This is a genomic window from Pantoea sp. BR_17 (genome assembly GCF_041955125.1).
Taxonomy (GTDB): domain Bacteria; phylum Pseudomonadota; class Gammaproteobacteria; order Enterobacterales; family Enterobacteriaceae; genus Pantoea; species Pantoea stewartii.
The window spans coordinates 17,386-40,283 of sequence record NZ_JAVAXT010000004.1; the positions used below are offsets into that span (position 1 = coordinate 17,386).

Annotated in this window: 21 protein-coding genes and 1 tRNA gene; 10 read left to right on the forward strand and 12 right to left on the reverse strand. The window is 53.3% G+C overall.

Features of this window, described 5'->3' with window-relative positions; all coding sequences use genetic code 11:
• Nucleotides 1-271 precede the first annotated feature (271 nt).
• A complete protein-coding gene (gene ompC / locus RAC60_RS08025) occupies nt 272-1,399 on the forward strand; it encodes a porin OmpC (RefSeq protein ID WP_375093274.1) in 1,128 nt (375 codons plus the stop codon).
• 31 nt (nt 1,400-1,430) lie between these two features.
• Here ompC and RAC60_RS08030 read toward each other — a convergent pair whose 3' ends face one another.
• Nucleotides 1,431-1,586, reverse strand: coding sequence for a hypothetical protein (locus tag RAC60_RS08030; RefSeq protein WP_006119982.1), 156 nt, complete (start codon nt 1,584-1,586; stop codon nt 1,431-1,433).
• A gap of 147 nt (nt 1,587-1,733) precedes the next feature.
• Nucleotides 1,734-1,847: a hypothetical protein gene (locus tag RAC60_RS08035; RefSeq protein ID WP_006119983.1), complete on the reverse strand. Its 114-nt coding sequence runs from the start codon at nt 1,845-1,847 to the stop codon at nt 1,734-1,736.
• Between the two features lie 145 nt (nt 1,848-1,992).
• Here RAC60_RS08035 and apbE point away from each other — a divergent pair, with 145 nt between their 5' ends.
• From apbE to RAC60_RS08050, 3 genes are all read left to right on the forward strand, one after another.
• Entirely contained in the window at nt 1,993-3,033 is a 1,041-nt protein-coding gene (gene apbE, locus RAC60_RS08040; protein ID WP_375093276.1) for an FAD:protein FMN transferase ApbE, read from the forward strand.
• A 13-nt stretch (nt 3,034-3,046) separates the two neighbouring features.
• Complete coding sequence (alkB, locus tag RAC60_RS08045; protein WP_039338180.1) at nt 3,047-3,688, forward strand: DNA oxidative demethylase AlkB; 642 nt, start codon at nt 3,047-3,049, stop codon at nt 3,686-3,688.
• Nucleotides 3,689-3,773: 85 nt separating this feature from the next.
• Nucleotides 3,774-5,426: a multidrug ABC transporter permease/ATP-binding protein gene (locus RAC60_RS08050; protein ID WP_375093278.1), complete on the forward strand. Its 1,653-nt coding sequence runs from the start codon at nt 3,774-3,776 to the stop codon at nt 5,424-5,426.
• Nucleotides 5,427-5,588: 162 nt separating this feature from the next.
• On the opposite strand, the gene RAC60_RS08055 is transcribed toward RAC60_RS08050, so the two are convergent.
• Nucleotides 5,589-5,792 carry a hypothetical protein gene (locus RAC60_RS08055; protein ID WP_006119987.1) on the reverse strand — a complete coding sequence of 68 codons (204 nt, stop codon included), beginning with the start codon at nt 5,790-5,792 and terminating at the stop codon, nt 5,589-5,591.
• Nucleotides 5,793-6,044: 252 nt separating this feature from the next.
• Nucleotides 6,045-7,298: a mechanosensitive ion channel family protein gene (locus RAC60_RS08060; protein ID WP_375093280.1), complete on the reverse strand. Its 1,254-nt coding sequence runs from the start codon at nt 7,296-7,298 to the stop codon at nt 6,045-6,047.
• 606 nt (nt 7,299-7,904) lie between these two features.
• Here RAC60_RS08060 and RAC60_RS08065 point away from each other — a divergent pair.
• Together RAC60_RS08065 and RAC60_RS08070 are read left to right on the forward strand one after the other, a co-directional pair.
• Nucleotides 7,905-9,308: a glycoside-pentoside-hexuronide (GPH):cation symporter gene (locus RAC60_RS08065; protein WP_375093281.1), complete on the forward strand. Its 1,404-nt coding sequence runs from the start codon at nt 7,905-7,907 to the stop codon at nt 9,306-9,308.
• Nucleotides 9,309-9,349: 41 nt separating this feature from the next.
• Nucleotides 9,350-10,864: an alpha-N-arabinofuranosidase gene (locus tag RAC60_RS08070; protein WP_375093283.1), complete on the forward strand. Its 1,515-nt coding sequence runs from the start codon at nt 9,350-9,352 to the stop codon at nt 10,862-10,864.
• Between the two features lie 84 nt (nt 10,865-10,948).
• Here RAC60_RS08070 and RAC60_RS08075 read toward each other — a convergent pair.
• From RAC60_RS08075 to RAC60_RS08085, 3 genes are all read right to left on the reverse strand, one after another.
• Nucleotides 10,949-11,025 (reverse strand) — tRNA-Pro (locus tag RAC60_RS08075).
• A 73-nt stretch (nt 11,026-11,098) separates the two neighbouring features.
• A complete protein-coding gene (gene yejM, locus RAC60_RS08080) occupies nt 11,099-12,853 on the reverse strand; it encodes an LPS biosynthesis-modulating metalloenzyme YejM (protein ID WP_058708435.1) in 1,755 nt (584 codons plus the stop codon).
• A 22-nt stretch (nt 12,854-12,875) separates the two neighbouring features.
• On the reverse strand, nt 12,876-13,100 hold the full coding sequence (locus RAC60_RS08085; protein WP_006119976.1) for a YejL family protein: 225 nt from the start codon (nt 13,098-13,100) through the stop codon (nt 12,876-12,878).
• A gap of 159 nt (nt 13,101-13,259) precedes the next feature.
• Between RAC60_RS08085 and yejK the strand changes: the two genes are divergently transcribed.
• Nucleotides 13,260-14,264, forward strand: coding sequence for a nucleoid-associated protein YejK (gene yejK, locus RAC60_RS08090; RefSeq protein WP_033740589.1), 1,005 nt, complete (start codon nt 13,260-13,262; stop codon nt 14,262-14,264).
• 92 nt (nt 14,265-14,356) lie between these two features.
• Here the strand turns inward: yejK and rplY are convergent, their stop codons facing one another.
• Together rplY and RAC60_RS08100 are read right to left on the reverse strand one after the other, a co-directional pair.
• Complete coding sequence (rplY, locus tag RAC60_RS08095) at nt 14,357-14,641, reverse strand: 50S ribosomal protein L25 (protein WP_006119974.1); 285 nt, start codon at nt 14,639-14,641, stop codon at nt 14,357-14,359.
• 131 nt (nt 14,642-14,772) lie between these two features.
• On the reverse strand, nt 14,773-16,527 hold the full coding sequence (locus RAC60_RS08100) for a DEAD/DEAH box helicase (protein WP_054633436.1): 1,755 nt from the start codon (nt 16,525-16,527) through the stop codon (nt 14,773-14,775).
• A gap of 155 nt (nt 16,528-16,682) precedes the next feature.
• Between RAC60_RS08100 and rsuA the strand changes: the two genes are divergently transcribed.
• The 3 genes from rsuA to RAC60_RS08115 all read left to right on the forward strand — a co-directional run bounded on the left by rsuA (nt 16,683) and on the right by RAC60_RS08115 (nt 19,184).
• Nucleotides 16,683-17,402: a 16S rRNA pseudouridine(516) synthase RsuA gene (rsuA, locus tag RAC60_RS08105; protein ID WP_033740587.1), complete on the forward strand. Its 720-nt coding sequence runs from the start codon at nt 16,683-16,685 to the stop codon at nt 17,400-17,402.
• A gap of 11 nt (nt 17,403-17,413) precedes the next feature.
• Nucleotides 17,414-18,610: a Bcr/CflA family multidrug efflux MFS transporter gene (locus tag RAC60_RS08110; RefSeq protein ID WP_185199236.1), complete on the forward strand. Its 1,197-nt coding sequence runs from the start codon at nt 17,414-17,416 to the stop codon at nt 18,608-18,610.
• Nucleotides 18,611-18,863: 253 nt separating this feature from the next.
• Nucleotides 18,864-19,184, forward strand: a complete 321-nt coding sequence (locus tag RAC60_RS08115) for a hypothetical protein (RefSeq protein WP_054633572.1) — start codon at nt 18,864-18,866, stop codon at nt 19,182-19,184.
• On the opposite strand, the gene yejF is transcribed toward RAC60_RS08115, so the two are convergent.
• From yejF to RAC60_RS08130, 3 genes are read right to left on the reverse strand one after another with little or no spacing between them, the layout of a single operon-like run.
• Nucleotides 19,171-20,775 carry a microcin C ABC transporter ATP-binding protein YejF gene (yejF, locus tag RAC60_RS08120; protein ID WP_033740585.1) on the reverse strand — a complete coding sequence of 535 codons (1,605 nt, stop codon included), beginning with the start codon at nt 20,773-20,775 and terminating at the stop codon, nt 19,171-19,173. The two genes, RAC60_RS08115 and yejF, sit on opposite strands and share 14 nt — an antisense overlap.
• Nucleotides 20,776-21,798, reverse strand: coding sequence for an ABC transporter permease (locus tag RAC60_RS08125; protein WP_039338172.1), 1,023 nt, complete (start codon nt 21,796-21,798; stop codon nt 20,776-20,778).
• On the reverse strand, nt 21,798-22,892 hold the full coding sequence (locus RAC60_RS08130) for a microcin C ABC transporter permease YejB (RefSeq protein ID WP_262959296.1): 1,095 nt from the start codon (nt 22,890-22,892) through the stop codon (nt 21,798-21,800). Before RAC60_RS08130 ends, RAC60_RS08125 begins: the two co-directional genes overlap by 1 nt.
• Nucleotides 22,893-22,898 lie beyond the last annotated feature (6 nt).

Genomic DNA, 22,898 nt, shown 5'->3' on the forward strand with positions numbered 1-22,898 from the left:
TTAGGAATATTCCCACTAAAATCATAGGAATAACTATTATTAAGTAAGGGATTATCAATTTGTGCTTTATTTTTTATCACTCCGTGCGGCTAATTAGTTCCGTAATATTCATATCCTGAAATAAATTTTACAGTTAAAGAAACACTTTCTGAAATTTCGTATCATTTTAGCGATGGATTATTACGCTTGTTGAAATAACAATGGGCCTTCAACCGATTTATCATCGGTCAGCAGTGGCAAATATAAAAGGCACATAACAGAGGGTAATAAAATGAAGCGTCACATTCTCTCCCTGGCGATCCCGGCTTTACTCGCAGCGGCAGGATCGGCAAATGCGGCTGAAATCTATAATAAAGACGGCAATAAATTAGATTTATTTGGCAAGGTAGACGGCCTGCACTATTTCTCGGACAACGACAGTAGCAATGGCGATCAGTCGTATGTGCGTTTTGGCTTCAAGGGTGAAACCCAGGTTACCGATCAACTGAGCGGCTACGGCCAGTGGGAATACCAGGCCGCGCTCAACAATTCAGAAGCCCAGGGAACAGCTGACAGCTATACCCGTGTTGGCTTTGCCGGGTTAAAATTCGGCGATGCGGGCTCATTCGACTATGGCCGTAACTACGGTGTCGCTTACGACATTGGCGCGTGGACAGACGTGCTGCCTGAATTCGGTGGCGATACCTATGGCGCGGATAACTTTATGTTCCAGCGCGGTAACGGCATGGCAACCTACCGTAACAACGGCTTCTTCGGACTGGTCGATGGTTGGAACTTTGCGGTTCAGTATCAAGGCAAGAACGATAACCCCACTGAAAAGTCAGGCGGTCGTGATGTGTTGGGTGAGAACGGCGACGGCTGGGGCCTGAGCACCACGTACGATCTGGGATCGGGCTTCGGCATCGGTGCCGCGACCTTCCAGTCCGATCGTACTAATAACCAAAATGGCAATGCGCCAGGCATTCTGGGACGCGGTGATAAAGCTGCAGCCTATACCGGTGGCCTGAAATACGACGCCAACAATATTTACCTGGCCGCGATGTACACGCGCGCCTATAACGCCATCAGCTTTGGCGACAGCACCAGCGGCAACCAGGCGAACACCGCTTACGGATACGCCGATAAAGCCGACAACTGGGAACTGGTGGCGCAGTACCAGTTTGATTTCGGTCTGCGTCCGTCTCTGGCGTACATCAACTCACGCGGTACTGATGTCCAGAACTGGGGCAAACAAAATCTGAAGAAATACGTCGACGTAGGGGCGACTTACTACTTCAACAAAAACATGTCGACCTATGTTGATTATAAAATCAACCTGCTGGACGATAATGACTTTACCAAAGCGGCCGGTATCAATACCGACGATGTGGTGGGCGTAGGACTGGTTTACCAGTTCTGATAAAAGCAGGGAGCGCTATGCGCTCCCTGCGTTATTCCTCACCCACCGAGGCTGGCGGATGGTTTTCGTCTGACGGCACAAGAACGTTGCCGTATCTCGCCCCTTCAAACGCCACACCTGACAAGGTAAACGCGGCGTAACTCAACCAGCGTTGTAACGCCGTCATTCCGATTTCTGGCTTTTCCATCCTCTCTCTCCCGGCAACGCAGATAGCATTACACGTGCAGGATTCATGCCAGTCCGACCGCTCTCATAGCCACGGACATCTCGCCCGTTTTGCTACAATGGCCGGCGATTCAGGGGAAGAGAATGACCTTTGATGGTGCAGACGTGATCAACGACGGCGCAGATAAGTCGTAACCATGTGGCGGTGACGGCGTTGTTGCCAGGTTTTATAACTGCCAATAACGAACAGGCCCAGCGCAACGGCAAGGATTATATAAATCATCTGTTGCTCCTTATGCTTACGCCCTCAGTATTGAGGAGAACGATCCAGTCTGTGCGACTCACTCAGCTTTATCAACCAGTTTTAATTTAATTTACTTAATGTTTATGCTTTGAAACAGGCATAAAACGCCCGTTATGGATGAATAATGATGAGAAGTAAGATTAATCTGCTGTTAGTGGCGGCGGTCCTGCTGGTAGCAGGATGTGATCATCCCGCATCAAAAACCAAAGACGGAATGGTGCTGGAAGGGAAAACGATGGGAACGGTGTGGCGGGTGAGCCTGGCGGGCGTGGATGAAACGCGTAAAGCCGATCTGCAGCAGCGCATTCAGCAACAACTGGATGCCGACGATGCCGAACTTTCAACCTGGAAGGCTACCTCCGTGCTCTCTCGCTTTAATCAGAGCCGCGCCACCACGCCGCAGCCGGTGAGTGAAAACATGGCTGATATTGTGACGATGGCTTTACGTATCGGTAAAAAAACAGCAGGTGCCATGGATATTACGGTGGGACCGCTGGTGAATTTATGGGGGTTTGGGCCGGATAAACAGCCCGTGCATATTCCCGATGATCAACAGATTGCTGCGGCCAGAGCGTTGACCGGCTTACAGCATTTGCGCGTCATACAGGGCAGCAACGGACAATGGCTGCAGAAAGATCTGCCAGGCTTGTATGTCGACCTCTCCACTATGGGCGAAGGATTTGCCACCGATCATCTGGCTCGCCTGATGGAGCAGGAAGGCATCAATAACTATCTGGTGTCGGTCGGGGGAGCCGTCTTATCCCGTGGAATGAATGCACAGAACCAGCCGTGGCGGGTTGCGATTCAAAAACCGACTGACAGAGAAAATGCGGTTCAGGCCAGAGTCGATCTGCAGGGCCATGGGATCAGTACGTCGGGGAGCTATCGCAACTATTATGAACTGGACGGTAAACGCCTCTCCCACATTATTGATCCGGCCACAGGCCGGCCTGTCGATCACAAGCTGGTTTCGGCAACCGTGATTGCCACGACCGCGATGGAAGCCGACGGCTGGGATACCGGGCTTATGGTGCTAGGCACAGAAAAAGCCAAAGCGCTGGCTCTGAAAGAGAAGCTGGCGGTGTACCTGATTACGAAGGAAGGGGACAAATTTGTGAGCTGGATGTCGCCACAATTTACCTCTTTCATTATTCCATCTGACTGACAGAGAGAAACGCATGCTGGATCTGTTTAGTGACGCTTCACCCTGGCAGGAACCGCTGGCGGACGGCGCCGTGATATTGCGGCGACGTGCCCGCGATCAGGCCGATGCACTGTATGAGGCGATCATGACGATTGCGAAGAGCAATCCGTTTGAACACCGTATTACGCCGGGAGGACACCGCATGTCCGTCGCCATGACCAACTGTGGTGATTTTGGCTGGTCCACGGATGCGCGCGGCTACCGTTACAGTGAGCAGGACAGCACACATCAACGCCAGTGGCCTGCGATGCCGGAGACGTTCCGGCTACTGGCCCGTCAGGCGGCAGAAGAGGCGGGCTTTCCGGCGTTTAATCCGGATGCCTGCCTGATCAACCGCTATGAACCTGGGGCAAAACTGACTTTGCATCAGGATAAAGACGAGAAGGATCTGCGTCAGCCGATCGTTTCTGTGTCGCTGGGGTTGCCTGCTGTATTTCAGTTTGGTGGTTTTGAACGCAGCGATCAGGCGCAGCGGGTGCTACTTGAACACGGCGATGTGGTGGTCTGGGGCGGCCCGTCTCGCCTGCGTTACCATGGAATATTGCCGCTGAAAGCCGGTATTCATCCGCTGACTGGCGCGTTCCGCTATAACCTGACATTTCGCCGGGCGTTTTAACGTGCGCAAGTTAGTGCGAATAACTATTGCTATCATTTGCCATCACTTTACACTGCAGGCTCACTGGATTGCCGGGTAAGGTTTTATGGCGTTGTTACAGGTTGTTTTTAATCAGTATCGCTGGCCGTTTATTGGTGTGATTTTGCTCACCCTGCTGAGTGCGGCATTGGGATTAGGCATGATTGCGTTTATTAACAGCCAGATGATTGTTGCGGTGAATACCTCGCTAAGCGTGTTGCCGGCTTTTCTGGCTCAGGTCGCGCTGCTGATGGCGGTGACCCTGGCCTCACAGCTGTCGCTGACCTGGCTGGGGCATCAGTTTGTCTGGCGGCTGCGCGGCGAATTTATCAAACGTATTCTGGATACACGCGTGGAGCGCATCGAGCAAACAGGCAGTGCGCAACTGCTGGCAGGATTAACCAGCGATATCCGGGCCATTACCCTTGCGTTTGTGCGTCTGCCGGAGCTGATTCAGGGCATCATTATCACGCTGGGTTCAACGCTCTATCTTGCCTGGCTGTCGCCGAAAATGTTGCTGGTGACCAGCGGCTGGCTGGCTGTGACGTTGGTGGGCGGCTGGATGCTGGTTTCCCGGGTTTATCAGCACATGGCGAAACTGCGTGAAGTTGAAGACAACCTTTACCGTGACTACCAGACGGTGATTGAAGGACGTAAAGAGCTGCAGCTTAACCGCGCGCGTGCCCGACTGATTTATGACACGGTTTATCAGCAGGATGCCCGCGCTTACCGGCACCACATTGTGCGCGCCGATACTTTCCACCTCAGTGCCGTCAACTGGTCCAATATCATGACGCTGGGTGCCATCGGCATGGTCTTTTTCATGGCAAACAGTCTGGGCTGGGCGAATACGGCTGTCGCAGCAACGTTTTCCCTGACGCTGCTGTTTCTGCGCACGCCGCTGCTGTCGGCGGTAGGGGCCTTGCCGACATTGCTCAGCGCGCAGGTGGCCTTTCGCAAACTCGCGCTGTTTGAACTTGCACCTTATCAACCTGATTTTCCTGTCCCCGCAGCAACAACTCCGTGGCAAACGCTTGAGTTGCGCGACGTCACCTTTCATTACGGTGAAAACGGGTTTCGGGTGGGGCCGATCAACCTGACGCTTCGTCGTGGCGAACTGGTGTTTTTGATTGGCGGTAACGGCAGCGGTAAGTCGACGCTGGCGATGCTGCTGACAGGTCTGTATCAGCCCCAGTCCGGTTGTCTGGTGATCGACGGTCAGCCGGTCGATGCTGGCGACCGGGATGCCTGGCGGCAGCATTTTTCAGCCGTCTTTACCGATGTGCACCTGTTTGATCGCCTGATTGACAGTCAGGGCGAACCGGCTTCGCCTGCCCGTGTCCAGCTATGGCTTGAAAAGCTAAAAATGCAGGACAAGCTGAAGATTGAGGGGAATAAGATACTTAATCTGCAACTGTCGAAGGGGCAGAGCAAAAGACTGGCGTTACTGTTGGCGGTGGCGGAACAACGCGACGTCTTGCTGCTGGATGAGTGGGCCGCCGATCAGGACCCGCATTTCCGCCGGGTGTTTTACCGCGAACTGCTGCCTGCGTTGCAGGCGGCGGGCAAAACCGTCTTTGCAATCAGCCATGATGATCACTACTTCATTCATGCCGATCGTCTGCTGGAGATGCGCGATGGCAGGCTGTATGAGTTAACCGACAGTGAGCGCGAGCGGGCCACGCAGGATGCGATAAAGCTTACCGATACCGGCTTGTAGACGCGTGGCAGCCGTTGCCGGCGCATCGACGATTAACGGAAATAAGACAAAAGATAAAGCCGCTCAAATCAGCGGCTTTTCAATGTTGGGTTGGCGTTTTCAGCTTCCACTCAGGCCTGACAGTGCCAGAGCCAACAACGGTGGGTTGGTCGCTTGAGATAATCAATCATTGGGTGGGATGGCAAAGTTTTTCAGGGACACGACAAAGTGGTGTTGGCCTTTACTGATGCGCGCACCGCGATCGCACCACTGACTTGCCAGACGGAAGAAATCGTCACAACCGATGTCGTATGCCAGCTCCACCTTACTGATGCCTGAATGCAGTAAGTCTTCTGCATCCTTCAGGTTCTTAGCTTTGATGACCATATCTGTATCCTCGATTTCAGGAAGAAACAGAACAAGTTATTTTTATTACAAATTGTTTCAATTTCATGAATGGCTGTCATATTTGCCCGTTTTGTGAAGCCACAAACACTTTGCATGTCACGTTAACCCAATGACTTTTTTCCTGAATCTCCCTTTCAGGCCTTTTTCTGGCAAGCCAGAGGGAAACCGCCTCAGCGTGGCCCGACTCACTATCCGCTCACTGCCATGCTATCTGTTCTGCGTTTTCCGCTTTCACGGTTGGGGTTCACTTTCAGTTGCTGACCGGACAGGCCCCTGCGACAGAAAACTGAGATCGCTGCCGGATGGACGCTGATAAATACGTAATGAAAAAACGTTAGCGATTGCATAGATATATTCAAAGATTGCCGACTGCGTATTTTCATAGTCCACCCAGAGTACGGAGGAGGTAAAGCAGTAGATCTCAATCGGTAAGCCTTCGGCTGACGGTTTCAGCGATCTCACCACGATATACATGTCTTTGTGGATATCCTCCCGCTGTGTCAGCCAGGCAGTAAGATAGTGACGAAAGACCATCAGGTTAGTCATGCCGTTTTCAACAAACCAACGGTCACCAACCGCGCTCAGTTCCCGACCATCCATCAGCTTTGACAGTTGTTCGCTGATGCCGCGGACCTGGACCATCGGCTCCAGCATGGCATGATCTACAAAGCGTATTGACGTTTGATCAAGGTAGAAACTCCGCATAATGCGTCGTGCACCGGAGGAAAACATTGCCTGCCAGTTGGTGTACGTTTCGGTCAGAAAGGTTTTTGTGGGCACACGCGAAAGTGTATTGTCCCAGTTACGAATGGTGATGGTGTGCAGCGCAATATCAATGACCTCGCCACTGATATTATTCGCGGGCAGCTCAATCCAGTCGCCAAGCTGTAGCACGTCATTCGATGAGAGCTGAATATTCGCCACCAGTGATAACAAGGTGTGCTGAAAGACCAGCATCAGAACCGCTGCCACGGCACCCAGACTGGAGATGATAATGGCTGGCGACTTATTCGACATAATGGCCAGGATCATTATCGCAGAGATAATGTGGACCAGAATCTTACCGACCTGAATATAGCCCTTGATTGAATGATTTTTACGTTTTGATTTTTTGACATAGGAGATGTTCACAATCTCCAGTACTTCATTAAAAAACAGCGACAGATAAACCATAAATAAAATGCCGCAAATGGTTTTTATGGCGATTAACAGGTGCTCGGGCAGGTCCGGCATAAACTGCAACAGGAAGTAGACCGTGATGACCGGAATAAAATTGGATAGTTTTTCAGACAATCTGACATCTTTATCCAGCGGCACCTGATTCTTGTGACTGCTGAAGAACACTTTACGCACCACTCTGACCACAAAAAATTTGCATACCAGATGGGCTACCAGGCCCGCGACAATCAACACCAGGAGGTTAACAGCAATAGAAAGGGCGGGTTTATTCTCGATAAAGTGTTGTATGTCGTTCAAATAATTCATGTTAATCGTAAGCCTGGAAATGTTGCTGGTATTCAACCACAAACCTGTTGATGGCGATAAGCGTAGCGTGCGCCTGCTCTTCGCGCGACCGCGGTTAAATAAATGTTGTTTGTGCCTGAATGTAAGCCGCGCGGCACGGGCCGTCAGCCCGGAGGTGGTGACCCTGCTGTTGTTGACGTGCGCGGCTATCTGTTCCAGCGCGGGTCGTTAACCACGATGTTTTGTCGATGCATCGCATTGTCTCATGAAGGTGAGTGCGGGTAACGCGCGGAGGTCTCCATCGCAGCAAACCGCATTGCAGATAAAGACAGAGAAGAGGCGAATCAGAGAAGGGATAATATCGTCGGCGTTTTTCTCCTTTGCACAGGGAAGGTGATTAGCGTCGGGTTTTATACTTGCAGAAAATTAAATTTTTGATGGTGACTGACGCGTATTAACCAGGCTGCTGTCGGTTTTATCCCAGGCGAGATAATGGCTGAATATATGCCCATATACGCTGAATACATGGAATATATGGTTATTATTTTGCTTATGAGAGCGTTATCGTAGGTTAAAAATACCTCTAAAACATATGCTTATCGCCACCTCTTTTCAGGAAGGTGGAAAATGAAAACGCACATAACGTCAACCATTCATGCCGATTACGCTGTTCAGTCAGACCGCTCGGGTCGTGTAGGCTTTATTGAGAAGGCCGGATTTGGGGCCGGTGATGCAGCCTGTAATATGTTGTTCAACCCGATAACCCTGTTCCTGTCATTTTTTTATACGGATATATTTGGTCTGGCTCCGGGTGTGGTGGCGACCATCTTTCTTGTTGTCCGTTTTGCAGATGCGATTTTTGATCCTTTTTATGGCGCCTGGATTGATAAAACCATCACACGCTGGGGGCGCTTTCGTCCGTGGATCATTGGCTTCGCCGTACCGTTTGCGATGAGTTGTATGGTGATGTTTTACACGCCCGATTTGCAGGGCAATGCAAAGATCCTGTATGCGTTTATTACCTATCTGATTTTGTCACTGCTGTATTCCGGTGTGAATATTCCGTACTGCTCGCTAGGCGGTGTTATCACCACCAATGCGCAGGAGCGGGTGTCCTGTCAGCAGTTTCGTTTTATGGGCGCTGGCTTTGCCAGCTTATTCTGTACTCTGACATTGTTGCCGATGGTGGCTTTCTTCGGTAACGGCAACCGGCAAATGGGCTTCTTTTGGGTCATTACGATTTTTGCCGTGATTTCCCTGTTCCTGTTTGTCTTTTGCGTGGCTACGACACGGGAGCGCGTGATCCCCAAAAGCAACGCCGGGGATTCCATCTTTAACATTATCCGGCAAATCATGAAAAACGATCAGTGGGTCGTCTGTGTCTTTGCCATGTTCCTGGATTGTATTCCATCGTTTGTGCGCGGGGCCGCGTGTATTTATTTTGCCAAATACGTGATGGGGCTAAACGATTATTATGCCACGCTATTTCTGAGCACCGGGATTGTCGCCGGGATTCTGGGTTCCTATATCACACCGTATTTCACCAACCGCTGGTGCAAAGTCACCGTTTACCAGGCATGCAAAGCTATCGCGCTGATGATGTCTGTCGGGTTCTTTTTTCTGCCCGCGCAGAGTGTGCTGGTGATCTTTGTCTGGTTCTTTGTTCTGTCAGTGATTCATCAAATTGGCGCGCCCATTCTGTGGTCGTTTATTGGCGATGTGGATGACTATGGCGACTGGAAAACGGGTAAACGTCTGTCCGGCATCTGTGCCTCCGGTAACCTGTTTTCACTCAAAATTGCGCTGGCCGTCAGTGGCGCGATGGTGGGGGCAGTGCTGTCGGTTACCGGTTATCAGGCCAATGTCGCCATTCAAAAAGCTAGCGCGATTGCGGGCATTTATACGCTGATGGTCTGGATTCCGGTCGTGGGTTATCTGCTTTCTGTGTGGCTGGTCCGCACGCGCTACATACTGACCACGGCCAAAATGAAAACCATCGAAGACGACCTGTTATCGACGCATTCTGAGTGAGCCTCTGCGCGTTCGCCACAGAGAAGACAGAAGGGGAGAAAATGATTAAGTACTTTTTTCAAAAACAAAACTACATCGGCCAGGTCAATGACGCGCTGTACGGTTCTTTTGTGGAACATCTTGGACGTGCGGTCTACAGCGGTATTTATGAACCCGGTCATGTCACGGCGGATCGGCACGGTTTTCGTCAGGATGTGGGGGCCCTGGTGCAGGATCTGGGGATTAACACCGTACGCTATCCTGGTGGCAACTTTGTCTCCGGTTACAACTGGCGAGACGGTATTGGGCCGCAAGCTGAGCGTCCGGTGCGGCTGGATTACGCATGGCTTACCAAAGAGAGCAATCAGTTTGGCATTGATGAGTTCGCGACCTGGTGTGAAAGCTATGGGCTGACGCCCATGATTGCCGTAAATCTTGGCAACGGCACGCCGCAGGAGGCCGGTTACTTTATTGAGTACTGTAATGTGGCATCGGGGACCGCGCTGAGCGATTTGCGTATCCAGCATGGTCGGGCAGCGCCGTACAATTTCAAATTCTGGTGCCTGGGTAACGAGATGGACGGTGACTGGCAAACCGGGCAACTGAGTGCAGAAGATTACGTGAAAAAAGCCCGTGAAACGGCAAAAATCATGCGCTGGGTCGATCAGGATATCAGGCTGGTCGCCTGTGGCAGTTCAAACTCGTTACAGGCCAGTTATCCGGAATGGGATCGCATCGTTCTGGAAGGGCTTTATCACCAGATCGATTACCTTTCCTGCCACCATTATTTTGAAAACAGCACCGGCAATGCGCAGGACTTCCTGGCGTCTTTCCAGCGAATGGATGATTTTATTCATACCATCACGGCCACAGCCGACTATGTGAAAGCCAAACTGCGTAGCGATAAAAAAATGATGCTGTCGTTTGATGAATGGAATATCTGGTCCATCGAAGGCGAGCCCTGGCAGGATTACTTCACCGATCCCGCTAATCGCTACCAGGAAGCACCGCCGTTACTTGAACAGTCTTACACCTTCCTTGACGCGCTGACGTTTGGCGGGCTGATGTGCTCGTTACTCAATCACTGTGACCGCGTAAAAATGGCTTCTCTGGCCCAGTTAGTTAATGTGATTGCCCCCATCTTTACCCGTCCGGGAGGGGAGGCCATTCGCCAGACGATCTACTGGCCTTTCCAGATGGTGAGCCATTCCGGGCGAGGGCATGCGTTACGCTATTTTGCCAATGTTCCTACCCTGAAGACGGTGCATGGCGAAACCCGGCAGATACAGAGCGCGGCGGTGTACAACGAAGAGAAACAGCAAATTGCCTTCTTCGCGCTCAATATGCACGAGCATGATGCAGCGGATGTGGCCTTTATGCTTGATGGCTTTGGTGAAGGGACGATAGCCGAACACAGCATACTGGCAGGTCATGCGCTGGACGCAAAAAACACTTTTGCTCAGCCCGACAACGTGGTGCCAACGTCACGCACGCTCACTGAGGCTGAACGTCGTCAGATGCAGGTGGCGTTGCCGCCGCTGAGCTGGAACCGGGTGCTGATTGATCTGCGGGGTTGAATACAGGTCGGGCCGGCCAGGTTGGCGGGCCCGGAGACAGACATAAAAAAACCAACCGTAAAGGTTGGTTTTTTCGGGATAATTTGGTCGGCACGAGAGGATTTGAACCTCCGACCCCTGACACCCCATGACAGTGCGCTACCAGGCTGCGCTACGTGCCGAACTTTGGAGAGCTAGTCTACTGATTATCAGCACGAATGCAAGCGTTCCAACGCCTAACTGCCTTATTATTAATCAGTTAGCGATAAAACGCTTCTCTTCTGTGAGCACCTGCAACAATAGCGCCAGCTCGGGTTTATGATCCTTCAACGTATTGCCGTCTGCGTCGTAGGCGCGATAGCTACCGTTATTGTTGAGCACCAGCGTGACTTTCGGCGTGGTGATGACCAGCTTATTGTCTTCGCTACTGGTCACCCAGTCATGACGGCGCTGTGCCGCAAACAGATCTTCACCCTGCGCATAATTCACCGGATTCGTTCGCACATGCAGCAAGCGCTGCATCAGCGTCACCATCACGTCCTGATGATCGGAAAGGCGCGTCACCGTCTGTGCGGGCGTGTCCGGCCAGTGAATCACCAGCGGCACCTGCAGGTTTTGGCGATTTCCCTCGTTATCCGGATCGCCCTCCAGCGCGATACCGTGCTGTGCGGTAATCACGACCACGGTGTTTTTCAGCAAATCACGCTGCTGTAGCGTGGTGAGGATCGCCTGAATCTGTTCATTTAGTGCCGGTGCCTGGCGCAGATAGCTGCGCTGGCGGGTTTTGTCATTGTTGCCGCTGATATCCGGTCCGTTCAGGGCCAGCCAGGAGAACCATGGCGTGCCGTCAACTTTTTGCGTGCTCAGCCAGTTTTGCCATTGCGATACGGTGCTGGCATTGGGCTGATCGCCGCTGGCAGGCAGCGAGTAATCTGACAACAGCGCCTGACGGTACAACGGCTGGTTGAAGCCGTCAGAAGAGAACAAACCAAACTGATAGCCCTGCGTACTCAGCGCCGTCAGCAGGGCAGAAGGCGTACGTTGCGCCAGCACGCCGTTCATATAACTGGGTGAAATACCGTAGAACAGGCCAAACAGCCCCCTTTCAGCGTTATCCCCTGCGCTGAAGTGCTGCGTGAAACGCACGTTCTGACGGGCAAACGCGCCTAGCGCGGGCAGCGCCGTGTCGGTGTTGGCGCTGTTCAGGCCATCCACCGTGATCACTAACAGGTTATCGCGCGTACCTTTATCCGCAAAGGTGATATCGCTCAGCGGATACTGCACGGCCGCCGCTTCGGGATCGCCTTGCTGTACCAGGCGGCGTTGATATTCCTGCGCATCCAGTAAGCCGTGGCGCTCCAGGAAACGTCGCGCGGTCATCGGGTAGGAGAGCGGCAGATTGGCGCGTTGCATAGTAATAGGGCGGTAGAAGTTGGCGTCCGCCCAGATATACATCAGGTGGCTGGCAAAGAAGGCGCAGATAAACAGGGCCGCCAGCGGTTTGCCAAAAGAGCGGCGGTTCAGGCTACGTAGCTTCTGCCAGCTCCAGGTGGCAAACAAAATCTCCACCAGAAAAATCAGCGGCACGCCGATAAACATCAACTGCCAGTCGCGCGCCATTTCACTTTGATCAGGATTGATCACCAGTTCCCATACCACCGGATTAAGGTGAAGATGGAAACGGTTAAATACCGCGCTGTCGACCATCAGCAGTGTCAGCCCTGCCGTGGCCACCACCGACGACAGGACCCGCATCAGACGTTGCGACATAACGACGAACGTCAGCGGAAAAATAATCAGTAAATAGGCGGCAAAGACAATAAAGCTGAAGTGGCCAATCCAACTGCTGTACGCATAGATACGTCCCGCCAGGGAGGCAGGCCAGTCGGCAACCAACAAATAGCGGCTACCCAAAATGAGCGCGAAAAAGATATTAAACAGAGCAAACCAGTGTCCCCAGCTAATCATCTGGGAGACTTTTTCGCGGTAGCGCTGTCGGTTGGTTACCATAGTTTTACGTCAGACCGGCAAATTAATGAGTACTGTCGTCTACCGACGCCTGTAGCGCATCAGCAAAAGAACGAGCCAGAGCGCGGCGTTGCGCAGGCGCAACATCGCTGTTAATCAGGTTGGTTACCATGTTCCCCAGAACCATCAGGGAGAGATCGGTGGGAGCCTGGTCTTTTTGCAAAACCTGCGCCATTTCCGCGAGGAGTTGTTCAACGCGTTGGTCGCTGTAACGGGATGATTGTGGCATAGCGAAAACTTATCTCGTCTCAAAAGGCGATATAGTACCGGAACAACGCACTTTTTTCCGCAAATTTATCGAAAGCATCCGGTCTGCGTTATGCAGAGAGTTGAAAGCTGCTGCTGGCGGTGTTTGAATACGCGCCTGTGCTACCAGGAGGAGTTTACCATGAGTCTGGATATCGACCAGATTGCCTTGCATCAGTTAATTAAACGTGATGAAAATCAGCTAGAGCTGGTGTTGCGTGATTCGTTACTGCCGGCCACCAGCACGGTCGAAGCAATGGCGGAAGAGTTGCACCGTGTTTACAGTGCGAAGAGTAAAGCTTACGGGCTGTTTAATGCGGAAAGCGAACTGGCCGAGGCGCTGCGTAACTGTCGCAAAGGACATGATGATTTCCTCGCCTTTAGCCGGGCGGCGACCGGACGCCTGCGTGATGAACTGGCAAAATATCCCTTTGCAGAAGGCGGCGTGGTGCTGTTTATTCAGTATCGTTACCTGGCGGTAGAGTATTTACTGGTGGCGGTATTGAACAGCCAGTCCAGTATGCGCGTCAACGAACAAATGGATATCAGTAGCACGCACTATCTGGATATCAATCATGCGGATATCGTGGCACGTATCGATCTCACCGAATGGGAAACCAATCCGGAATCCACCCGTTACCTGACTTTTTTGCGCGGCCGGGTCGGGCGTAAAGTGGCCGATTTCTTTATGGATTTCCTGGGCGCGGAAGTCGGTCTGGATACCAAAGCACAAAACCGTGGCCTGTTACAGGCGGTAGATGATTATTGTGACGAGTCGAATCTGGATAAAAATGAGCGGCAAAATTATCGCCAGCAGGTTTACAGCTACTGTAATGAGCAACTTCAGGCAGGCGAAGAGATTGCGCTGAAGGCGCTGTCTGGCGAACTGCCACCGCTGGGGGATAAAACGTTTGAAGCCTTTACCCAGGAGCAGGGCTATGAACTGGAAGAACATTTCCCGGCCGACCGCAGCACCTTACGTCAGTTAACCAAATTTGCCGGGAGCGGCGGGGGGCTGACGCTAAATTTTGATGCCATGCTGCTTGGCGAGCGCATTTTCTGGGACCCGGTGACGGATACCCTGACCATCAAGGGCACGCCGCCCAACCTGCGCGAACAGCTACAGCGCCGTACCAGCAGTAAGTAATGGCGAGCCGGACATGACGTTCCGGCTGACCGCAGACAAAATAAAAGGGCCGGTTTCGCAACCGGCCCTTCTACTTTCAACTCACCCGGCGATTAAGCGCGAACGAAGTCGATGTGGTGCAGTTTTGGCTTGAACGGGTGACGCTGAACAGCCTGCACTTTAACTTTGGTTTCTTTACCATCAACAACCAGCGTCAGAACTTCTTCGTAGAAGCCTGGCTTCGCTTGCAGGTTCATTACCTGGTCGTGGTCAAGGTCGATAGAAACAGCCGCTTCTGAACCACCATAGATGATGGCCGGGAAACGGTTTGCTGCGCGCAGGCGGCGGCTCGCACCCTTACCCTGCTCTTTACGTTCTACTGCATTGATAGTGAACATTAATACGTCTCTTTATAATTTCTGCTACAGGCGACCCAGTAACAGAAGGGTTATTCAACACCGCTGATGCACATGCAAAAGCGGGCGGCATTATAGCCGTAATCCCCCACCGGGGCAAACGCTAATACGACCTAGCGGAGTTCATTGGCCCGGCGGAAACGGCCCTGATAGTCAAACAGCTTCTCGCGAATCTGCCAGAAGCGGCCTTTGGCGCGCGCCACAACAAAATCGGGATGACGCAGCAGCGGCTGTAAGGCCAGCACATCGGCGGCGGTTTGCCAGCCCAGCGGCACGCCGGGTGCGCGCTGGTGCGGGCGCATAAAGAGCTGTTCGAAGGCCTTGCGCTGTGCAGGGGTTTGCAGGCGAAAGCGCTCGCTGACGCTGGTGCCGTCTTCATCGAAGTAGGTAGCGTTGAGCCATTCGCCTTTTTCATCGCGGCCCTGTTCCAGGGTCATGCCACCGCAGCGCAGAACCCGGGCATCTTTCAGTTTCAGGGCGGCTTTGAGCATATCGTCAGGATCGACCAGAATCTTGTCGCATTCGCGGCAGCGACGCGCGGCAATGTCGTTCTCTGCGTTGCACTCCGGACAGTTTTTAAAGCGGAAACGGTAGTCGCACTGTTCACGCTCGCCCTCGTCGTCCTCTAAAACGCCCTGGCATCGCCGGCCGAAGTGCTCAATCACCATGCCATCGCTTGTGGCTTTGCCCCAGAAGGTGTTGGCGAAACCGCAGGCAGGGCAAAACACCTGCACGGGCTGATTGTCGCTTTTCCCTTTTGGCGTCCCCACTTCGGGCGTAAACAAATCGTGGGGATTACCGGCATAGTCCAGAATCAGGCAGTCCTTCTTGCCGGGAGACAAGCGTAGACCACGCCCCACAATCTGTTGATACAGGCTGACCGATTCCGTGGGACGCAGGATGGCGATCAGGTCCACATGCGGCGCATCGAAGCCGGTCGTTAACACGGCGACGTTCACCAGAAATTTAAGCTGCTGGGCTTTAAAGGCGGCGATCAGGGCGTCGCGGTCTTTGGCATGGGTTTCCGCCGAGACCAGCGCGCTGTTTTCCGGCAGCAGGCTCAGAATTTCCCGTGCGTGTTCGACCGTGGAAGCAAAAATCATCACGCCCTGGCGATCGTCGGCAAATTCCACAACCTGACGAATGATCTGTGGGGTAATACGCTGCTGCTGTTTAAGTTCCCGGTTCAGATCGGCTTCGCTAAACAGGCCATTCGCCTGCGCGGTCAGGCGGCTGAAATCATACTGCACCACCGGCATATCCAGCCGTTCAGGGGGCACCAGAAACTGGTGCTTAATCATATAGCGCAGGGGCAGTTCATAGATGCAGTCGCGGAACAGGGCTTTTTCGTCGCCACGCACCATTCCGTGATAATGAAAACGGTATATCCAGCCCTTGCCCAGACGGAACGGTGTGGCCGTTAAGCCCAGTAAACGCAGGTTGGGATTGTGCTGACGCAGATGCGTAAAAATCTGTTGATACTGGCTCTCTTTGTCGTCACCAATGCGGTGACACTCATCCACGATCACCAGCGAAAAGGCGCTGTCAAACAGGCTGAGGTTTCGCGCAACGGACTGCACGCTGCCAAACACGACTTTTCGCTGACTCTCTTTACGCTGTAAGCCTGCCGCAAAGATATCAGCCTCCAGGCCGTAAGCCTGATACTTGCTGTGATTTTGCGCCACCAGCTCTTTGACATGCGCCAGCACCAGCACCCGGCCGCGGGCCAAGCGTGCCAGTTCCGCGATCACCAGGCTTTTTCCGGCCCCGGTGGGCAGCACTATCACGGCAGGGTCATGATGACGACGGAAGTGGGCGACGGTGGCATCCACCGCTTCCTGTTGATAGGGACGTAAAGTAAAAGACATGCTGCTCACTTTTGGAAAACCTGCTGCAATTATGCCACGAATCGTCTATAAACGCGCTGTCAGAGAGACGCCGTTCAGGCTATACTTCCCAGACTTTTTCAACGGTTAATAACGCCGTTTTAGTTTCCCTCCGCAGTAACAGGCAAAACACATTCATGCGACTCGACAAATTCATTTCTCAGCAACTGGAAATCAGCCGTGCTATCGCCGGACGTGAAATCCGTGGTCAACGTGTCACCGTTAATGGTGAGGTGGTGCGCGATACCGCGTTCAAACTCCAGCCCGATCACGAGGTCGAGTATGACGGCAACGTGCTTCAGATGCAGACCGGGCCGCGCTATTTCATGCTGAATAAACCGCAGGGCTATGTCTGCTCCACGGACGATCCCGATCATCCTACCATCGTCTATTTCATCGAAGAACCGATGGCATTCAAACTGCACGCCGCAGGCCGGTTGGATATTGATACGACCGGATTAGTGCTGCTGACGGACGACGGACAGTGGTCGCACCGTATCACTTCACCGCGTCACCATTGTGAGAAAACCTACCGTGTGACGCTTGAAGCGCCGGTAAGCGACGATACCGCTGCGCAGTTCAGCGCAGGTGTACAACTGCATAACGAAAAGAGCCTGACCAAACCCGCACAGCTTGAGATCATCACACCGACGGAAGTCCTGCTGACGATCAGCGAAGGGCGCTATCACCAGGTCAAACGCATGTTCGCCGCCGTGGGGAATCGGGTGGTGGAGTTACACCGTGAGCGCATTGGCGCCATCGTCCTGGACGAGGACCTGGAACCGGGAGAATACCGCCCGTTAACAGAAGAAGAGATAGCCAGCATTGGCTTGCCTGACGAACTGAAACAGAAATAGCGAGAAAGCCGGTGCGCAAGGAAAAAAATTCGCCAATGGGGTTGGTGATCATTCTCGGCCTGTTAGCGATGTTGATGCCATTGTCGATAGATATGTATCTGCCTGCCATGCCACAAATTGCGCGTCAGTTTGCGGTATCCGCAGGCAGCGTACAGATGACGCTCAATCTTTATATTCTGGGGTTCGCCATTGGGCAGTTGATCTACGGTCCGCTGGCCGACAGCTATGGTCGCAAACCGGTGATAACGCTGGGCACCCTGATATTTGCCTGTGCGGCGGCAGCCTGCGCGCTTTCTCAGTCAATAGAACAGCTTATCGCGATGCGTTTTTTGCACGGCCTGTCCGCTGCGGCTGCCAGTGTCGTGATAAATGCCCTGATGCGCGACAGCTACTCGAAAGAGGAGTTTTCGCGCATGATGTCCTTCGTGATGTTAATCACCACCATTGCGCCGCTGCTGGCCCCCATTATCGGTGGCTGGCTGCTGTTGCTCTGGAGCTGGCACGCCATTTTCTGGACACTCTCGATAGCCGCGCTGATTACCACCGTTCTGGTCGCGACTCAGATTCGGGAAACGCTGAAGCCTGCGCAGCGCCAGCGTTTTCATCTGCGCACGACGCTAGGGAATTTTGTGGCTTTATTTCGCCATAAACGGGCGTTCAGCTATATGCTGTCGAGCGGGTTCTCCTTTGCGGGACTGTTTACCTTTCTCAATGCGGGCCCGTTTGTTTACATCGAGCTCAATCATATTTCGCCGCAAAGCTTTGGCTATTATTTTGGCCTGAATATCGTGTTTTTGTTCATCATGACCCTGATTAACAGCCGCGCGGTGCGCCGTTTTGGCCCTGTCACCCTGTTCCGTTTTGGGTTACTGGTGCAGTTTGCGATGGGCGTCTGGTTGCTGGTGGTCAGCGCGTTTGATCTGGGGTTCTTGCCGCTGGTCTTCGGTATCGCCATGTTTATCGGCTGTGTGTCCATGGTGTCATCAAATGCCATGGCGGTAATTCTGGATGAATTTCCGCACATGGCCGGTACGGCGTCTTCACTGGCGGGCACGCTACGTTTCGGCGTAGGCGCACTGGCCGGTGCGCTGCTCTCCCTGTTCAGCTTTAACAGTGCCTGGCCTATGGTGGGCACCATTGCGCTCTGTGCAACGCTCTCCGTTGCGCTCTTTCTCTACGCGTCACGTCCGCATTCTGCCGCCCGCTAAGCAGGCGGCAGCCTTCGCTGTCGCCTGTCCTGACCTGCAAAGACAATAATGTTTCTTATTTGTGAAAAAAAATAGCAAATAAAGTAATCACATTGGGTCTAAAATGATTGTTAGTTATCATTAAACGCGGTACATATAGCCCAAAATGAGATTCAACTCGCAATTTGGCTGATAACGCGCATGACAGGTTCGGCGCGCGATGCTGATACCGTTAGTGGTGAATTGGCTGCATTCTCTGGAGATACTGATCACTATGTTGCAACTTTCGGTGGTGCATCGTTTACCCCAGCGGTTTCGCTGGTTGAGCGATCGTCATAGCGTGATTGAGACTGACGATACGGATTCAGAAGAGCACGATGTTATCGCGCTTCGTCTGATAAGCCATGATGGCGTGCCCGCCTGGGAGATTTTGCATGAACTGAAAGACATGCTGGCCGCCATTCAGGTCGACGGCAAAATTGCCGAGTGCGAAGGGCAACCCTGTCTTTTTATCCGCCGTTGTGATGAAAGCGCCACGAACTGCTGTCTGAAAAACCAGGGCGTTGCGATTGCGGAGACCTTTATTGGTCGCTGAGCGCCACTGACCTGAGCAGCTCGCGAGTATAGGCTTGCTGTGGGGCGGCGAATAACGTTTCACAGTCACCTTGTTCCACCACCTCTCCCTGTCGCAGGACGATCAGCTGATGGCAGAGCGAGCGAACCACTTCCAGATCGTGGCTGATAAACACATAGCTGAGCTGACGTTGCTGTTGCAGCCCACGCAGCAGATCCAGAATCTGTTTTTGGACCGAGCGATCCAGCGATGATGTGGGTTCATCCAGCAACAGCAGTTCAGGCTCCAGAATCAGTGCGCGTGCAATGGCGATTCGCTGCCGCTGTCCGCCCGAAAACTCTGCCGGATAACGATGGCGGCTCTCCGTGTCCAGCCCGACTTCTGCCATCACCGCGATAACCCGCTCTTCCTGCTGTGCCGCACTCAACTGCGGAAAATGCACCGCCAGCCCTTCGGCGATAATTTGCAGGACGGTCATGCGTGGATTAAGCGCAGAGTCAGGATCCTGAAACACTACCTGAATACGGCGGCGAAGCGGCAACAGCTGTTTACGTGACAGTTGATGCAGCGGCTGATGATCAAACCAGACTTCGCCCTGAGCGGCTATCAGTCGCAGCAGGGCCAGCCCGGTGGTGCTTTTCCCCGAACCGGATTCGCCCACCAGCCCCAGGCTTTCCCCGCGTTTCAGGCGAAAACTGATCGAGTTGACGGCAATCTTTTCGCCCGTTTTACGCTTAAACAGCCCCTGATGCAGAGGGAAAGTGACGCGCAAATGCGCCACGTTCAGCATCACAGGAGATTCGGCCGCGAGCGGCACGGCGCGGCCTTCCGGATTGGCCGCAAGGAGTTGCTGAGTGTAAGCGTGCTGCGGCTGACGAAGCAGAACCGCGCTGCGGTTGTGCTCCACCACCTGACCGGCGCGCATGACGCTCACGTTATCCGCCAGCTGACGAACGATGTTCAGGTTATGCGTAATAAACAGCATCCCCATATTCAGTTCCTGTTGCAGTTCACGCAGCAGGGTAAGGATTTGCGCCTGTACCGTGACATCCAGTGCGGTCGTCGGTTCATCGGCAATCAACAGCTTCGGTTGGGTAAGCAGCGCCATGGCGATCATGACGCGCTGGCGTTCACCGCCGGAGAGCTGATGCGGAAAATCATTGAGTCGCGAGGCGGGCTGGCGAATACCGACGCGATCCAGACAGCGAATAATCTCTGCCCGTGCCGCTTCCCGCCGCAGCCCGCGATGCAAAGACAGAACTTCGTACAGCTGTTTTTCGATGCTGTGCAGCGGATTGAGAGAAACCATGGGTTCCTGAAAAATCATCGCCATTTGATTGCCACGCAGTCCGCGAAGGCGCTGCTCTGATGCCGTTAACAGGTTCTCACCGGCGAACAGAATCTCTCCCTGCGGATAGACGACGGCGGCCTCATGCAGGAGCCGCATGACTGACAGGGCCGTGACGCTTTTTCCCGAGCCGGATTCGCCTACCAGCGCCAGCGTTTCTCCCGCCTCAACGCACAGTGAAACATCCTTCACGACCTGATGCAGCTGTTTGCCCTGACGAAAGGCGATGGAAAGGTGATTAACGGCAAGCAGCGGCGCGTCCATTCAGACTCCTTTACTGGGATCGAAGGCGTCGCGTACGGCTTCACCAATGAAAATCAGCAGCGACAGCAGTATCGCCAGCGTAAAAAAGCCAGATAAACCCAGCCACGGTGCCTGCAAATTATTTTTTCCCTGCAGCAGCAGTTCACCCAGCGAAGGCGAACCGATGGGCAAGCCAAAACCTAGAAAATCGAGGGACGTCAGCGTGGTAATCGAACCGCACAGTATAAAAGGCAGAAAGGTCAGCGTAGCGACCATCGCATTCGGCAGCATATGCCGCAGCATGATGCGTGCGTCGTTGACGCCCAGCGCCTGCGCCGCGCGAATATAGTCAAAGTTGCGGGTACGCAAAAATTCGGCTCGGACCACGCTGACCAGGCTCATCCAGCCAAACAGCACGGTCACCAGCAGCAGCCACCAGAAGCTGGGCTGAACCACGCTGGACAGCAGAATCAGTAAAAACAGCGAAGGCATACCGGACCAGACTTCTGTAAGTCGTTGTCCTATCAGATCTGTTCTGCCGCCAAAGTAGCCCTGTATTGCGCCAATGACGATACCGATGACGCTGGAAAACAGCGTAAGCAGCAGACCGAACAGAAGCGAAATACGCAGACCGTACAGCAACCGCGCCAGCACGTCGCCACCGTTGGCGTCAGTACCCAGCCAGTTTTGTCGCGAGGGAGGTGAAGGGAAAGGCACCTGTGACGCAAAATTGAGGGTATTGGCTCCAAAGCGAATGGGTGCCCAGAGCGCCCAACCCGCTTTTTCCAGCCGCTGTTGCAGCCAGGGATCCTGATAATCGGCTGCCGTCGCAAAGTCGCCGCCGAAGTCAGTTTCGCTGTAGTTAAAAAACAGGGGCGCGTACCAGCGGTGCTGATAGTGCACCAGCAGCGGCTTGTCGTTGGCAACCAGCTCGGCACACAGGGAAAGAACAAAGATAAACAGAAAAATCCACAGCGACCAGTAGCCGCGTCGATGATGCCGGAAGCGCTGCCAGCGTTGCTGGTTTAAACGCGAAATCTGCATTATCGCCTCTCAAAATCAATACGAGGATCAACCAGCGTGTAGGTCAAATCACTCAGGATATTCATCAGCAACCCAATCAGGGTGAAAATATACAGGGTACCAAACATCACCGGATAATCCCGCTGGACGGTAGCATCAAATCCCAGCAGACCTAAACCATTCAGCGAGAACATCACCTCAATCAGGACCGAGCTGGTAAAAAACATACTGATAAAGGTGGCGGGGAAGCTGGCTATCACCAGCAGCATCGCATTGCGGAACACGTGGTGGTACAGGATACGGCGCTCGGAAACCCCCTTAGCCCGGGCGGTGACGACGTAATGTTTGCGAATCTCATCAAGAAACGCATTTTTGGTCAGCATGGTTAAAGTAGCAAAACCGCCAATGACCGTAGCCAGCACCGGAAGCGCAATATGCCAGAGATAATCCTCCACCTTGCCGTACCAGGGCAGGGTGGCAAACTGCGGCGAGGTCAGCCCGCGCAGGGGAAACCAGTCGAAATAGCTGCCGCCGGCAAACAGGACTATCAGCATAATACCGAACAGAAAAGCAGGCACCGAGTAGCCAATGATGATGAACGTGCTGCTCCAGATATCAAACGGGCTACCATTCCGCACGGCCTTTTTTATCCCTAACGGAATCGACACCAGATAGATAATCAGTGTGCTCCACAGGCCGAGGCTGATGGATACCGGTAAACTCTCTTTAATCAGTTGCAACACAGACGCACTGCGAAACAGGCTGTCACCAAAGTCAAAGCGCAGGTAGTTCCACAGCATCGAAAGATAGCGCTGCCCGATGGGTTTGTCGAAACCATAACGCTTTTCAATTTCGGCGATCACTTCCGGGTCCAGACCACGTGCGCCGCGATACTGATTATCGCCAGGCGTTGAGCGATTCAGGCTGGACCGCGTTCCGCTGCTGTCAGCGCCGCCTGCGCCGGGCATGCCGCTGGTCTGGCCAAACTGAATGTTCGCCAGCGCCTGATCAACCGGGCCGCCGGGCGCGATCTGCACAATGAAAAAGTTGAGTGTGATAATGGCCCACAAGGTCGGAATGATCAGTAACAGTCTGCGAAAAAAGTACATTGCCACAGGATG

What these genes read in the sequence shown, in the direction of transcription:
- rsuA (WP_033740587.1), top strand. Translation starts at nt 16,683, where the DNA reads ATGCGACTCGACAAATTCATTTCTCAGCAACTGGAAATCAGCCGTGCT.
- apbE (WP_375093276.1), top strand. Translation starts at nt 1,993, where the DNA reads ATGATGAGAAGTAAGATTAATCTGCTGTTAGTGGCGGCGGTCCTGCTG.
- yejK (WP_033740589.1), top strand. Translation starts at nt 13,260, where the DNA reads ATGAGTCTGGATATCGACCAGATTGCCTTGCATCAGTTAATTAAACGT.
- yejF (WP_033740585.1), bottom strand. Translation starts at nt 20,775, where the DNA reads ATGGACGCGCCGCTGCTTGCCGTTAATCACCTTTCCATCGCCTTTCGT.
- RAC60_RS08065 (WP_375093281.1), top strand. Translation starts at nt 7,905, where the DNA reads ATGAAAACGCACATAACGTCAACCATTCATGCCGATTACGCTGTTCAG.
- RAC60_RS08050 (WP_375093278.1), top strand. Translation starts at nt 3,774, where the DNA reads ATGGCGTTGTTACAGGTTGTTTTTAATCAGTATCGCTGGCCGTTTATT.
- alkB (WP_039338180.1), top strand. Translation starts at nt 3,047, where the DNA reads ATGCTGGATCTGTTTAGTGACGCTTCACCCTGGCAGGAACCGCTGGCG.
- ompC (WP_375093274.1), top strand. Translation starts at nt 272, where the DNA reads ATGAAGCGTCACATTCTCTCCCTGGCGATCCCGGCTTTACTCGCAGCG.
- RAC60_RS08035 (WP_006119983.1), bottom strand. Translation starts at nt 1,847, where the DNA reads ATGATTTATATAATCCTTGCCGTTGCGCTGGGCCTGTTCGTTATTGGC.
- RAC60_RS08030 (WP_006119982.1), bottom strand. Translation starts at nt 1,586, where the DNA reads ATGGAAAAGCCAGAAATCGGAATGACGGCGTTACAACGCTGGTTGAGT.
- RAC60_RS08070 (WP_375093283.1), top strand. Translation starts at nt 9,350, where the DNA reads ATGATTAAGTACTTTTTTCAAAAACAAAACTACATCGGCCAGGTCAAT.
- rplY (WP_006119974.1), bottom strand. Translation starts at nt 14,641, where the DNA reads ATGTTCACTATCAATGCAGTAGAACGTAAAGAGCAGGGTAAGGGTGCG.
- RAC60_RS08060 (WP_375093280.1), bottom strand. Translation starts at nt 7,298, where the DNA reads ATGAATTATTTGAACGACATACAACACTTTATCGAGAATAAACCCGCC.
- RAC60_RS08125 (WP_039338172.1), bottom strand. Translation starts at nt 21,798, where the DNA reads ATGCAGATTTCGCGTTTAAACCAGCAACGCTGGCAGCGCTTCCGGCAT.
- yejM (WP_058708435.1), bottom strand. Translation starts at nt 12,853, where the DNA reads ATGGTAACCAACCGACAGCGCTACCGCGAAAAAGTCTCCCAGATGATT.
- RAC60_RS08055 (WP_006119987.1), bottom strand. Translation starts at nt 5,792, where the DNA reads ATGGTCATCAAAGCTAAGAACCTGAAGGATGCAGAAGACTTACTGCAT.
- RAC60_RS08115 (WP_054633572.1), top strand. Translation starts at nt 18,864, where the DNA reads ATGTTGCAACTTTCGGTGGTGCATCGTTTACCCCAGCGGTTTCGCTGG.
- RAC60_RS08085 (WP_006119976.1), bottom strand. Translation starts at nt 13,100, where the DNA reads ATGCCACAATCATCCCGTTACAGCGACCAACGCGTTGAACAACTCCTC.
- RAC60_RS08100 (WP_054633436.1), bottom strand. Translation starts at nt 16,527, where the DNA reads ATGTCTTTTACTTTACGTCCCTATCAACAGGAAGCGGTGGATGCCACC.